This window comes from Paenibacillus sp. FSL H3-0469 (genome assembly GCF_038051945.1).
Classification (GTDB): domain Bacteria; phylum Bacillota; class Bacilli; order Paenibacillales; family Paenibacillaceae; genus Paenibacillus_AQ.
Genome location: NZ_CP150302.1, coordinates 1,618,124 through 1,632,561 on the forward strand (window position 1 = coordinate 1,618,124; position 14,438 = coordinate 1,632,561).

Annotated in this window: 9 protein-coding genes; 1 reads left to right on the forward strand and 8 read right to left on the reverse strand. The window is 52.9% G+C overall.

From position 1 onward, the window contains the following. Positions 1 to 232: 232 nt before the first annotated feature. The 6 genes from NSS83_RS07160 to NSS83_RS07185 form a co-directional block, all read right to left on the reverse strand. Positions 233 to 385, reverse strand: coding sequence for a hypothetical protein (locus NSS83_RS07160; protein ID WP_341185026.1), 153 nt, complete (start codon positions 383 to 385; stop codon positions 233 to 235). Positions 386 to 1,026: 641 nt separating this feature from the next. Continuing rightward, positions 1,027 to 3,468, reverse strand: a complete 2,442-nt coding sequence (gene gyrA / locus NSS83_RS07165) for a DNA gyrase subunit A (RefSeq protein WP_341185025.1) — start codon at positions 3,466 to 3,468, stop codon at positions 1,027 to 1,029. A 383-nt stretch (positions 3,469 to 3,851) separates the two neighbouring features. After that, positions 3,852 to 5,834 carry a DNA topoisomerase IV subunit B gene (gene parE / locus NSS83_RS07170; protein WP_341185024.1) on the reverse strand — a complete coding sequence of 661 codons (1,983 nt, stop codon included), beginning with the start codon at positions 5,832 to 5,834 and terminating at the stop codon, positions 3,852 to 3,854. A gap of 84 nt (positions 5,835 to 5,918) precedes the next feature. Beyond that, a complete protein-coding gene (locus tag NSS83_RS07175) occupies positions 5,919 to 6,908 on the reverse strand; it encodes an ABC transporter permease (RefSeq protein ID WP_341185260.1) in 990 nt (329 codons plus the stop codon). After that, positions 6,901 to 7,884, reverse strand: a complete 984-nt coding sequence (locus NSS83_RS07180) for an ABC transporter ATP-binding protein (RefSeq protein ID WP_341185023.1) — start codon at positions 7,882 to 7,884, stop codon at positions 6,901 to 6,903. Before NSS83_RS07180 ends, NSS83_RS07175 begins: the two co-directional genes overlap by 8 nt. Before the next feature lie 48 nt (positions 7,885 to 7,932). Further along, positions 7,933 to 8,853, reverse strand: a complete 921-nt coding sequence (locus tag NSS83_RS07185; protein ID WP_341185022.1) for a GDSL-type esterase/lipase family protein — start codon at positions 8,851 to 8,853, stop codon at positions 7,933 to 7,935. A gap of 683 nt (positions 8,854 to 9,536) precedes the next feature. Here NSS83_RS07185 and NSS83_RS07190 point away from each other — a divergent pair. Then, on the forward strand, positions 9,537 to 10,943 hold the full coding sequence (locus tag NSS83_RS07190; protein ID WP_341182742.1) for a transposase: 1,407 nt from the start codon (positions 9,537 to 9,539) through the stop codon (positions 10,941 to 10,943). Positions 10,944 to 11,013: 70 nt separating this feature from the next. Here the strand turns inward: NSS83_RS07190 and NSS83_RS07195 are convergent, their stop codons facing one another. Then, entirely contained in the window at positions 11,014 to 11,787 is a 774-nt protein-coding gene (locus NSS83_RS07195; protein ID WP_341347961.1) for a CAP domain-containing protein, read from the reverse strand. A 250-nt stretch (positions 11,788 to 12,037) separates the two neighbouring features. After that, a complete protein-coding gene (locus tag NSS83_RS07200) occupies positions 12,038 to 13,999 on the reverse strand; it encodes a WG repeat-containing protein (RefSeq protein ID WP_341185020.1) in 1,962 nt (653 codons plus the stop codon). Positions 14,000 to 14,438 lie beyond the last annotated feature (439 nt).

A 14,438-nucleotide genomic window follows, 5' to 3' on the forward strand; every position in this document is an offset into this window, starting at 1 on the left:
CCTCCGCTTACAGCCATGTCCGGCCTGCTTGGTAAAGATATTTAGTATTTAGGGAAAAAAGGTGGCGGCAAACTAAGAGAGCGTCAGGGGAACCGGTTATTTTCACATCTTCTAGGTATGAAGTGGAAACGGCTTTGCCGTCCTTTTAAAGGACGGTAGCTCATTCTTCCCATTAACAAGCAGAATCATGCTCTGCAACGCATCCTATTTGGAAAACCCTGAGATAGCCTCATCAGGCTGGAAACTTCCATCTTGGCCATTCGCTCATTTGCGGCTCCGCCCAATGGCCGCTAATATCGTTCACAGCAGAGGCTGTCCCGTTCACAGCCGCAGTTTTAACCACTCGCGTAGGTGCATCTGCTTCTGTAGATGTAACTGTATCCATAGGCGCACCTGCTTGCCCCAGACAATCTATGAGATTTTTCCCATAGACAGATTCATATCTTTTATATACGAGTCTATAGGAAGGCAATAAAAGAATATTGAAAGTATCCGACTGCGAACACCCAAAAACCACAGCAGCAAGGCTTCGCGGTTTTTGGGTGCATGAATTAAATAATTTGGGTGATTGCCGGACTGGGAGTCTCTTATATTGCCAAAAAGACACCTATTCTGCTGATTGCGGACTGAGTGGCCGTTATTGGGTCTGGAGGAGCCGAAAACAAGAGCAAATAAGTTAGTTAAGAGCACCTCAGTCCGCCGAGCGTGCAGAATAGCCTAAACGTCTGAAATAACGGCCTCCCAGTCCGCATGGATTGCTGTAGCAATGTTGCATTATTTGCACAAAATTCGGTGTTTAGGGCAAGTTAGCGCTGAATTTGTTGCATTTGTTGCAGGTTTTCACCATAGACCGCTTCTGTGGGGCAGGATTGTTGCACTTCTTGCAGGATTTCTCTATAAATGTCACTGGCTGTGGAGCATGGAGCCCATCCCTCAGCGCAGCAGCCCCCAGTTCCTAAGAAACTAAAAACGCGGGCAGCCCGTTACTCCTGAGCTGCCCGCGCCATTCCATGCGGTATTATATTTTTACCTGACGGCCTGAAAAAGAATTGCGATCTCGTCCTTCTTCTCAACGGCAACCAGCTGCTTGCCTGTAGAACGGCGCTCAGCAATCGGTGCCGACTCGGAAGAGAAGGAATGTACCGCACCGCTCTGGGTGATGGCGGTCAGCTCCAGCGGCTCCTTGCAATAGAATGCGCCAGCCAGCCTGCTGCCGTTCGGGCGGACACGCTTGCCTTCCTTGAACTCGAAGGTTGGCATCCCTTTGCCTCCCCGGCTCTGGGAAGGATAATCCACCAGCAGAGAGCGCTTGGCATAACCGATGTCGGATATAGCCAGAATCTCGCCTTCATCCTCACTGACCCAGAAGCAGGAGACGACCTCATCTCCTTCACGGAGCTGAATTCCCCTTACACCTGTGGCTACCCGGCCCATAGGATTCACTTCATTCTCACGGAAACGGATGCTCATCCCCTCACGTGTAATCAGCACGATGTCCTTGTCACCCCTGCTCTGCGCCACTGTAATGATCTCATCACCTTCAGCCACCTTACAGGCGGCAACGGCTCCAGAACGGCTTGTAGAGTACTCCTTGAGCTCGGTACGCTTCACCTGGCCCTTGCGGGTGATGAAGACCAGACTGGCCAGCGGGTCCTCCAGATTGGTGACCGGCAGCACACTGACGACACTGTCTCCCTTATTCAGTCCGATGACGTTGACGATGGCCGTCCCCGGCTCTTTCCATTTGAACTCTGGAATCTGATGCACGGGAAGCAGGAAGTATTGGCCCTTGCGGGTGAAGACGAGCAGGCTCTCCCGGGTATTCAGATCCAGCAGCTTGACGATATGATCGCCATCCTTAACCCCTGAAGAGTGGCGCTCCCCGCCCGAGCGGGTGAAGGACAGCATGCCGGTCCGCTTGATATAGCCGTCCGCAGAGAGTGCAACCAGTACATCCTCCGCATTGACCAGAACCTCCATGTTGACCTTAAGCTCCTCCACCTCGCCCTGAATCAGGGAACGGCGGTCCATCCCGTATTTATCACGAATCTCCAGCAGCTCCTTGCGGATGACTGCGATCAGCTTCTTGTCGCTGTCCAGAATCCCCTGGAGCACAGCAATCCGGGCCAGCATCTCATCCAGCTCCTTCTGAAGGGAGTGAATCTCCAGATTAGTGAGCCGGTAGAGCTGCAAGGTAAGGATGGAATCCGCCTGCCGTTCGCTGAAGCCGAACATCCAGACCAGATTATTCTGGGCATCCTGACGGTTCTTCGAAGCCTTGATGGCGGCGATCACTTCATCCAGAATGTTCAGCGCCTTGACCAGTCCCTCCAGGACATGGGCACGGTCCTCCGCCCGTTCCAGGTCGAACCGGGTACGATGGGTGACCACTTCACGCTGGTGGGCAATGTAAGCTTCAAGGATCGCTTTAAGCCCGAGCTGCTGCGGAGCCTTATTAACAATGGCAACCATGTTGAAGTTGTAGGTGACTTGCAGGTCGGTTTTTTTGAGCAGGTAGGCTAAGACGCCTTGTGCATCTGCCTCCTTCTTCAGCTCCACCACGATGCGCAGGCCCTCACGGCCGCTCTCATCGCGGACCTCGGCGATCCCTTCAATTTTTTTCTCCAGACGGATGTTCTCCATGGAGGTTACCAGACGTGATTTCACGATCTGGAAAGGCACCTCGGTAATCACGATCTGCTGCTTCCCGCCGCGCAGGTTCTCAATCTCCGTCTTGGAACGCAGATAGATACGGCCTTTACCGCTGCGGTAAGCATCCATAATGCCGTCTCCGCCCATAATGGTTCCACCGGTCGGGAAATCCGGCCCCTTGATGAAGGTCATAATATCCTCGAGGGCAATGTCCGGCTTCTGCATAACAGCGATACAGGCATCGATTACTTCCCGCAGGTTATGCGGCGGTATCTCTGTGGCGAATCCGGCCGAGATCCCGCTCGTCCCGTTCACCAGCAGGTTCGGATAACGGGAGGGAACCACCACCGGCTCCTTGGCCGTATTATCGAAGTTGTCCTTGAACAGAACGGTGCGCTTCTCAATATCGCGCATCATCTCCATGGCAATCGGAGACAGACGTGCTTCTGTATAACGCATTGCCGCTGCCGGGTCATCATCCATGGAACCCCAGTTGCCATGTCCGTCGACCAGTACATGCCCCATCTTCCACGGCTGTGCCATCCGCACCATCCCGTCGTAGATCGAAGAGTCCCCGTGAGGATGGTAGTTCCCCATAACATCACCGACGGTTTTAGCTGACTTGCGGTATGGCTTATCCGGCGTATTGCCAGAATCGTACATGGCATACAGAATCCGGCGCTGCACGGGCTTCAGCCCGTCGCGTACATCGGGGATCGCCCGGTCCTGAATGATATATTTGGAATACCGGCCAAACCGGTCACCGACGACCTCTTCCAGAAAAGCCGGCAAAAACTGCTCTGATAAACTGCTCATATCCTCTTCACCTTCTGTTCCTCATTCTGTCCGCTTTTTTAAAGATTGATGATCTGACCGCTGCACGCCTGAACTTCTCAATTCATTTGAACAAAATCGTAATCCGTATAGAAGGGATGACCGTAACTGCGGTGAGTTTTGGACTTTCGGCCGCTGTTGTCTCCAGATTTCTTGATTTCAAACCGCTGATCGCGGTAGAAATCCGGAGACAAAGGCGGTCGCTATCGCTCCTGCAGTTCCAAAATCCCCTCCGTTACTTCCCCTTCTATAATTTCACAATTTCAGTTCCAAACCCATTGAGAAAACCGCCGCTATCGCGTAAACCGATCATCAAAAAATTAAAAACGCGGAAGGTATCGTCACTTCCCACTACTCTCTTACTCCTACTCCACGATCTCCGTGAAGTCGACGTTCTCGACAATCCAGCGCTTACGCGGATCGACTTTATCACCCATCAGCGTGGAGACGCGGCGTTCCGCCTTGGCGGCATCCTCGATCTGCACCTGAAGCAGCGTACGCGAATCGGGATTCATCGTAGTCTCCCACAGCTGGTCCGGGTTCATCTCACCCAGTCCCTTGTACCGCTGCAGCTCGAAATTCTTCCCGAATTCCTTCAGATAATTCTGCAATTCCTCATCGCTCCAGGCATAACGGACCGTCTCCAGCTTGCCCGATTTGCGTGTCAGCTTATACAGCGGCGGCTGGGCGATATAGACCTTGCCGGCATCGATTAGAGGCTTCATGTAGCGGTAGAAGAAGGTCAGCAGCAGCACCTGAATATGTGCTCCGTCCGTATCGGCATCGGTCATAATGATGATTTTGGAATAATTGCTGTCCTCTACGGCAAAATCAGGCCCGATTCCCGCACCGATTGCCGAAATGATCGCCTTGTATTCGTCATTCTTCAGGATATCCAGCAGCTTGGCCTTCTCGGGGTTCATCGGCTTGCCCTTCAGCGGCAGAATGGCCTGAATCTTGGAATCCCGGCCCTGCTTCGCGGAGCCTCCGGCCGAATCGCCCTCTACGATGAAGATCTCGGTACGTGTAACGTCCTTGGACTGTGCAGGCGACAGCTTGCCGCCCAGGTTCGAGCTCTCACTGCGCTTCTTGCCGCTGCGGATCTCATCCCGGGCTTTGCGGGCCGCTTCACGGGCCTTGGAGGCCTGAATCGACTTCTTCAGCAGACTCTGTGCGACTTGAGGGTTCTCTTCCAGGAACCGCGCCATCCGCTCGGAGACAATGAAGTCCACCGCACTGCGGGCAGATGCGCTTCCGAGCTGATCCTTCGTCTGTCCGACAAATTCCACATCCGACATCTTGATGCTAATGACCGCCATCATGCCCTCGCGCAGATCGTTTCCTTCCAGATTCTTGTCCTTCTCCTTAAGCAGCTGCGTCCGGCGGGCATAATCATTGAGCACACGGGTATAGGCCGTCTTAAAGCCTGTCTCGTGTGTTCCCCCGCTGCGGGTAGGAATGGAGTTGACAAAAGAAGCGATCGTCTCCGTATACCCCGCATTATACTGCAGCGCGATTTCCACCTCGATCTCGTCCTTCTCGGAGCTGAAATGGATCACATCGTGCAGGACGTCCTTGCCTTCGTTCAGGAATTGCACGAACTGGCTGGCGCCGCCTTCGTAGAAGAATTCGTCCTGACGCCCGCTGCGCTCATCGCTCAGGACGATCCGCAGGCCGGAGTTCAGGAAGGCAATCTCCTGTACCCGTTCAGCCAGCGTATCATAACTCAGCGCAATGCCTGCGGAGAAGACGCGAATATCCGGCTTGAAGGTAATCTTCGAACCGGTTTTATTCGTATTTCCCAGTATCTCAAGACCGGTTACAGGCTCACCGACATGCTCTTTGCCGTTCTTGTCGACCCAGTATTCAAAGCGCTGGCGGTGAATTTTGCCTTCCCGGTAGATCTCTACTTCCAGCCACTCGGACAACGCATTGGTTACCGAAGCCCCGACACCGTGCAGTCCGCCTGATTTCTTGTAGCCGGAACCGCCGAATTTACCGCCCGCGTGCAGAATGGTGAATACCACCTGCGGTGTTGGGACGCCTGTCTTGTGCATTCCGGTTGGTATTCCGCGTCCGTTGTCAATCACGGTCACCGATCCGTCTTTGCGGAGGGTGATATCAATTTTCGAGCAAAACTTCGCCAAATGCTCATCTACGGCATTATCCACTATTTCCCATACTAAATGGTGCAGACCCGAGGAACTCGTACTGCCAATATACATGCCGGGCCGTTTGCGGACCGCAACCAGACCTTCGAGCACCTGAATGTCGTCAGCATCGTATCCAGTCCGGCCTGCTTCGCCGTTCTTAGAGACTTTTGCAAACATATCGATCTGTTCGAGCATTCATGCTCCTCCTTCACTTGTCTTCCTGTCTCTCTAAAATTCTCTCTAAAATGCAAACAAACGTTTTCGTTCACTTTGTACATTCTAATTCAAAATATCCCGTTTCGTAAAGACGGCGAATGAAATGATTACGGCCGCAAGCCCCCAAATGCCCAGAACCGCCATCGAAAAGCCCAGTGTCATGCCCTCAATCGGCGCAGGAGTGCCCGCTAAATAAGTCGTCAGCTCCATGTTGACCATAAATAAATATTTGGCCGCCGTCCAGGCTGAAGCCATATTCGTCAGGATCGTTCCGGCAATCAGTGCCGCCATCATCACGACAATGCTCGCAGCCGTACTCCGGACCAGCACCGACACCATGAAGGCCAGCAGGGCCACTACGATGCTGACATACCAGATCAGCCCGCCCTGCATCAGCAGATACTTCCACTGCTCCACCGCATGAACCTTCGACATATCCACAGTGTCGCCGCTGAGCTGGAAGCCTGTGAAGACGGGAACATTGAACCCCTTATAGCCAAAAGCCAGCCCCGAGACCAGATAGCTGATCACGAATACCGACAGCACAATCAGCGAGACGAACATCAGCAGCGCTGCCATTTTGCTGAACAGCACCTTCCAGCGCCGGACCGGGCGGGTCAGCAGCATCTTGATCGTTCCTGTCGTCCGCTCACCGGAGACCAGGTCGGAAGCAACCGCCATGATCAGCAGCGGAATGAACAGGGAGACGGAATTATTGACAAACTCCCGGGTGAACGTTACTCCGCTCGGCTCCTTCGGATTCACATCATGATCCAGATAATACTGCAATTGCTGGAGAAAAATCCGCCGGTACGACTTCCATTCCTCCGGAATCCGGTCGCTGCCGAGCGAGTTCTGATTGTCGGTAATCTGCTGCTGGATCTCCAGCCTCCAGTCAGAGTTAAATTTGTCACGGCTGCGCTCCGCTATGCGCATTTGCGCATAGGTAAACATTGGCACCAGCACAAGCAGGATAAGCAGGATGATATAGAATCGCTTCTTTTTAATTATCTTCAGGCACTCATTTCGGATGAGCGGCAGCAGGTTAATCAATGGCTTCACCTTCCGTTAGCTTCAAGAATAGCTGTTCCAGTGTAGGGTTAATTTTATGCACAGCCCGGACTTCCACCTCTTGTGCAACCAGAACGGCAACAATCTCCGGGATCAGCTCCTCATCCATTGCCGTAACCAGGGAATTCACACCCATGCCTGCGATGACCGAGTCATCCAGGGTAACCTCGTCCAGATGAAGCAGCGCGATATCCGGCCGCCCGGCCATGATGTCTCTTGCCCGCTGAAGCGGCTCCAGCTCCCACAGGACATACGGTGAGTTACGGGCAACCAATTCGTCTACAGCACCTACAGCGAGTACGCGCCCTTTGCTGATAATGGCTACCCGGTCGCACAGCAGCTGAATTTCGCTCAGCAGATGACTGGACACAAAGACCGCCAGCCCTTCGTCTGCCAGCTTACGGATGAATTCACGCAGCTCCTTGATCCCTTTGGGGTCCAGGCCGTTGGTAGGCTCATCAAGAATTAGCAGCCGGGGTCGGCCGAGCAGAGCTTGGGCAATACCGAGCCGCTGGCGCATCCCGAGCGAATACGTGCTGACTTTATCTTGAATGCGCTGATCGAGCCGCACGATTTCAACAACCTCGGTAATCCGCTGCGCGTCTACTCCGGGCTGCATGCGGGCAAAGTGCTGCAGGTTCTCCCAACCGGTCAGATACGTGTAGACCTCGGGATTCTCGACGATGGAACCGACGTATTGCAGCGCTTTTTCCGGATTCCGGTTCACATTGTAGCCGCAGACAGTAATCGTCCCTTCGCTCGGGCGGATCAAGTCCACCAGCATGCGGATAGTTGTGGTTTTGCCGGCTCCGTTCGGACCCAGAAAGCCGAAGATCTCGCCTTTTTTCACATCAAACGTGACATCATCTATAATCCATTTGCGGCCGATTTTTTTGCGGACTCCCCGGGCGGACAGGACAACTTCTTCCCCCGGTGCCTCATGAATAGTTCTCGCCATCTTATACAGCTCCTTGCCACAGTCATTTCTGTTCCAAAAATCCTCTGATCAACGAACGGCTTGTACAATCCGCTCGCTCATCCGCTGATAACCGTCCCCGTTCGGGTGAAAATGATCGTTCGACAGATATTTCGCCAAATGGCGGTCAAACAGATCAAAGGTCGGGACCAGCGTCATGTTCTGATGTCTGTTGATCATATCCATCGCCGCATTATTCCACGCCGTTACCGCCTGATTACCCGGAATTAGCAGCCCCTCGATATCTCCGAAGGGATTATAAAGACCGATGTAATAGACCTGAGCCTGCGGATTCACTTCTGCAACGGTATCCAGTATGCTGCCCAGCCGTTTAGCGGCCCCTGGCAGAGCAGAGAGGAGCGATTCCGGAGTCAGATCGCCGGCAGATGCGGTTGGAACCGGCGCCGTGCCTTCTACCTTGTTATTCGCAGGGGCTTCTGTGCTCTGAGGTGCCGCTTGCTCCGAAGGCTTCACAGTGGCGGCTGCTTGTCCGCTGCTCCCGCCTGTGCCCATAATATCCGAGCCCCGGAACAGATCGTTCCCGCCGATGGAGATCAGGATCACATTCGCCTGACGCAGCGCGTACTGCACGCCTTCCTCCTGAAGCTTGCTCTGCAAGGCAGCTGTGGTCAGGCCGTTAATGCCCATATTGCCCAGCAGCTCTGCCTTTCCCCCATTGGCCGACAAGGCATCCACGGTCCGCTTAACAAAGCCCTGCCCGGAGTTGTCGCCAGTCCCTTTGGCCAGAGAATCGCCAAGCGCCAGGATCTTGTATTCGTCACTTGCCGCGGCTGTCGGTGCCGCCGTCTCCTGCGGAAGGGAGGAGAGGAATTGCTCCCCCTTCGGGTTCATGATATCGCCCACTGCATACACAAATCCTGTAATCAAAAGTAAAGTTGCCAGGATGGACACCAGGCTCACTGTCCTCCAGGTCCATTTGGAATCCTTCAATGCTATCCCTCCATCTGCCGTACTCTTCTGCTTAGCCCATTATTCACAGCATTATTAACTATGTAGATAAACATAATTCTTCTTTGGAGAATTTGCAAACGAAGGAGTGAGTTTAGGTGGCGGCGCGGCTGCGGTGATTTTGGACTTACGGCCGCTGTTGTCTTTGGATTTCCTGATTCAAACCGCTCCTCGCGGTAGAAATCCAAAGACAAAGGCGGACGCATTCGCTCCTACAGTTCCAAAATCCCCTCCGCCGCTTCACACCTAAACGGTGAAAGCAGTAGGGCGGCACGATAGCGCTGCGCTGATCGTGCAAGACCGCGTACTGCGTGCGGCACGATGGCGCTACGCTGATCGTGCAAGAGCAATATTACTTTTAGCCACTTGGGCTGAACTTCATTGGCAGCATAAGATTCATCCTTTGTGCTAAACCATAAAAACGCCCCCCGGCAATGCCGGAGGGCGGAGTTAAAGTTACTTTAAGTTAAAATACTTGACTTATTGAGACAATTTCATAATTCAAAACCCTTGCTATATCTGGTTTTTTTGAGCATAGAAAAAGGAGTACCTCCCCAAATTCTCGAAGTTATAGGCGACGAAACCAACACCCGAGAAGAAAAGAGGTAATCCCTATCTATTCTATTCGACAAGAAGAACTGTTTTCCTTTGAGGAATTGCTCCAGATGGCTCCGGAAGATAAATACAGCCAAATCTTTGAACACTTACATTTAGCTCCAGTTCTATTCGCACTGGGGAAAAAGAGCCATCGCGGACGGCCTGAAAAATTAAACGTACCTGCCATGATCTACTCGCTGCTGATTGCTAAAATGGAGAACATCGAGTTTGTCTCTGCCTTGGTCCGGCGATTGAATCATAGCAACGAATTTCGAGTCCAGTGCCGGTTTACGGGCTCGGACAACATTCCCAGCCAGGCCTCCTATTCTCGTTTGATTCATGCGCTGGAGCAAACGGGAATGCTGGAACAACTGCAGGATCGCCTAGTCACATCTGCCCTAGAAGAAGGGTTTGTGAGCGGCACCCATCTTGCTGTGGATTCCTCCATGGTCGAGGCGTGGGATTGCCAATTTAGCGAATCGGCCTCCAAGCGTCGTGCGGCTCGCCGGGAGCAAAAGAAAGGTGAAGCTCCGGTGGCTGAACAACTTCAGCTCGAACATTCCGAGCCTGAGCCGAAGACGGTGAACAAGCCGCTGAAGAAACCCAGGTATAGCAAGCCTGGTCGTCCGTCCCCGGCGGAAAAGGAACGTCGGCGCGAGGAAATGGAAGCTTATGAACAAAGTCTCGGACCGTTCCAGAAAACCATTGAAGCGATGTTGCCCTACACGTACGATGAACTGCTGACCGCGTTGCCCCGGCATGCTGCGCGTTGTGACAAGAAAAATACGAAGGGCCGAATGACCAGCTATTACGGGTTCAAGGCGAATCTGCTGGTCGACACGGACAGCCAGTATATCCTAAGCGGCCTCTGGAGTTCAGCCCATCCGAATGACCAGCGTATGGCGGTCGTCCTTCTCAAAGGCCTGCTCCTGAAGTTTCCCATGCTAAAGGTCAAGCATATCTTGGGCGACAAGGGCTACGACTGCGCGGCAATCTACCAGTTGATTCATTCGCTCGGCGCCTATCCTGCGATTTCTCTGATTCACCACAAAGACCCGCCTGCGGGAATGAATCTGGATTACACGCCGGTGTGCGCTCAAGGGCATGCGTACCGTTACGACAGTTTTGAGGCCAAATATGAGACCCTGAAGTACACCCGGCCTAGTGAATGCCAAGGCTGTGCGCTGTCCGGTACCTCTTGCCAAAAAGTGTTTAAAATTCGCATCCAAACGGATTTGCGTTTGCATACCTATCCCGCCAGAGGCAGCGAAAGTTTTACCACGCTATACAACAAGCGGACGGCCGTGGAGCGTGTATTTGCCTATCTCAAAGAGTATTTCGGGTTGAAACGCACACGCCACCGCGGTGTCCGGGCAAGTGTCGATTTCCAGCTCAGTACGCTCGCGTACAATTTGAGCAAGTTTGCGTTAGACAAGTTGAACCAACAGTTGAAAGACTCCCAGCAAGTAGCCTGATTTTTTAAAAATTGATTTTAGATTTTGGCCAAATCTTGCTATTTAGCAAACTGAATTATGAAATTGACTCTTATTTACCGATGAATTCCTGGACCCAGTAGTTATTATCGAAGCCAACACCAATATAGTTGAAATTCGCGCTCAGGATGTTAGCCTTATGACCCGGGCTATTCATCCACGCGGTCATAACTTCCTGAGGGGTCTTCTGGCCCATAGCGATATTCTCGCCGGCTGCCTTATAGGTAATACCAAAGGCCGACATCATATCGAAAGGTGATCCGTAGGTCGGAGATGTGTGTGAGAAATAGTTGTTCGAACGCATGTCCGCAGCCTTCGCCGCTGCCACTTTGTTCAGGCTGTCCAGTGCGGAGACAGGGGCTAGTCCAGCTGCAGCGCGCTCTTTGTTCACCAGTGCAACTACTTGCTGTGTGTAGCTGGAGGCGTTAGTACCCACCGCAGGAACTGCAGATGGTGCCGGAGCCGGGGTTACCACAGGTTTTGCAGTGGCAACGGGTGCCGGTGCTGGCTTAGCAGTGGCTGCCGGTGCTGCTGTAGCCACTGGTGCTGCTGTGGCAATCGGCTTAACCGGAGCTGCCGGCTGTGCTGCTGCTGGCGTTGTGTATACAAAGGTTTTAGTGACAGTGTACGTATTGCCACCCAGTACGAAAGTCTTCGAATTGTTCTGTGTGAAATATTCCATGAGCTGTGCGAAATTCATATCTGATCCGGCTGCCGCAGGGGCTCCGGCTGCTGCTGCTTTTGCTTGTAATGGAAGAGAAATGCCAAGCGCCATAACAGCGGCTATGCTTCCACCTATCACTTTTCTCAAAGTCTTGCTTTTCATTCTGCCATCTCCTTAATCTTCGTTGTGGTATATCGTGCTGCCAGGGGTGTCGGTCTACAAATGTTACAAAGTTGTAATCTGTTCCTACGTCATTGTAACACAAAACTATCAGCTGTGCGCTTCTAAATTCTGTAATTTTATAGATAGAGAGGCTTGTCCCCACCAGCAGCGGCAAATGAAACAGCATTGCCGTCCTTTTCAGGACGGCTGTTGGTTCTACTCTTTTATATCGGCGCTTCTATCGCTTATTTTAATGAAAAGACTGCCAGAACTCCCCTTCGGTTGAGATCAGGCCCATAATCTCTGCATAGGGAATGCGGAAGGTTGGAAATCCTGCCGAATAAGGAGCAATCTCATAAGGGGCAAAATACAGGTATAGTGCCTCCGCATCCACATAAAAGGGCTGATCCGCTGTAATGCCTTTATACGTGTCAGGGAAAACATAGGAATACTGCGGATCATTCTTAATCTGCTTGCCGACAATCTCACTGAGCTTCTGCACATATTTGCTTCCGGGCTTGAACAGGTCACTGAGCGTGTAGAATTTACCGGTGCGCAGATTGATATGCTCATAGATCCGGGTGGGCATGCCGTGCGCAGCGCCGAACGGAAAATGATAACCGCTAAGCTCCAGCACCAGCAGATTCTTGCGGAAGAAGGAGACGGCGAAATCCCCCGTATAGCTGAAATCCTGCGTGCCTCCCCCCGTCCCCGCCCCGTATGGGAGCGACAGAATGCGCAGCTTGTCATTTACCGCCCTCGAGACCTCTGCAACCGCGATCCCTTCCACTACCGGATAATAGACCAGATAATCCCGGTTCGGCTTATATTTCTTCTCCAGCACAGAGTATGGCGGTCTGAGCGGTATGACCCCGTTTTGACGCCAGACCTGCTTGCCTTTACGGTCATAATAGGAGGTGCGCAGATCAATATCCGCACGGATCAGGCTGCCGCTGAAGGACAGTGACCCTGAGCCAGGAATGACCGGGGGCTGGGCAGCTTTTTTCCCGCTGGTATCAATAAAATACGTATCCTTGGCATCGTACACCGACGCGAGTCCCTGCTGATAATTGTTCACACCCAGCAGCGGATGGGTGCTGAGAATTCTTCCGGTCAGCGCATCGGCTATAACATAGCTGGAGCCTCTGTAGGGCTGATCCGCATACAGCGGGGTCCCCAGCGCCACACGGTTCTCTCCCAGCTGCTGCACCTCATAATAGACGGCGGGAATAATCATTTTACCCTGCTTATCGATTAGACCGTAGGCGTTGCCGTAATCCGCAGCTGTGTTAATCACCGCCCGGCCCTCCGAGAACGGCAGAGCTGCCGTATACTGCGGCTGGATGGCAATCGTGCCGTCCGTGTGGAGATAACCGTATTTTCCATCCTCCGTCGCCTGAAAGGCCAGCAGTCCATCCCCCGGATACCCGACAAAAGGATGTTTGTACGTATGCAGCACCCCGCCATGAACATCAATCAGCGCATATTCCCCTTCGGCTACTTTGACCAGTGCAGTCCCGTTCGAGAAATCCCCGGCGTCCAGATAGACAGCTGGCAATACCTCTTTGCCTTGGGCATCCAGGTAGCCATAGAGTGAGATCCCCCCGGTAGTATTCTGCTTGGAGAACAGCGCCCGGCCTTCGTGCAGCGAATTCAGATAGTCATAGCGCGCGGACGTCACTTCTTTGCCTTTTTCATCAATGAAAGTGTAGCCCTTCGCATCCGACACCACGGCCCGCCCCTCGGAAAAAGGACCAATAAAAGAATAGACCGGTTTGACCCGCTCCCGCCCGGAGCTGTCAATCAGCCCGCTGACATTCCCCCGCTGCACCACCGCCAGGCCATTCTCCTGAAACTCCTCCGCATAGTCATATCTCGGCTCAATCCCAATCCGTCCCTCGTTGTTGATATATCCCCACAGCGTCCCGTCCTTGAGTTTAAAAGGAGCCGGATGCAGCAGCTCTGCCCGCAGGCCTCCGCCGTCATCCGGGAGCACAATGAGCGCTTCCAGCGGCTTTTTGGAGTAGTCTACACGGTATAAGCCCGCCTCTGCCGGGATCGTCACGAACAGCTCCTCTTCCGCCCGGATGAAATCCTCCTCCTGCTGCGGAATACACTCATTCCAGCCGATGCCGTCCCACCGCCATACCTCTGTGTGAATCAGACCGTTGTCATTCCCTTTTCCCAGCTCGTTCAGCTTAATCCTCAGCATGCTGTCGTTCTCCTTTACAAAGGCTTTTGCCTATAGAATATGAACGTGAGGGGGAAAGGGTGTGTCTGTGCTTGGGCGATAATAGAGCGTTTATAAAACGTTAATGAAACAGAAAGGCGATGTCGTAACTGCGGTGAGTTTTGGACTTCCGGCCGCTGTTAGGTTTGGATTTCCTGATTTGGACCGCTGTTCGCGGTAGAAATCCAAACCTAAAGGCGGACGCTGCCGCTCCTCCAGTTCCAAAATCCCCTCCGTTACTGCTGCCTTTCTGTTGGTAAACCTTAAGGGCAACACAAACACACCCTTTCGGAGGGTGTGTACCGGGGATACAAGGGCTGCTTCGCCTGCCCTTGAAGAATGAGAATAATCCTTCTGCCGGGCGGGCAAAGGTTTAATAACAATCTATAAATGATAAAAGCATAAAACTCTATTCAGCGGA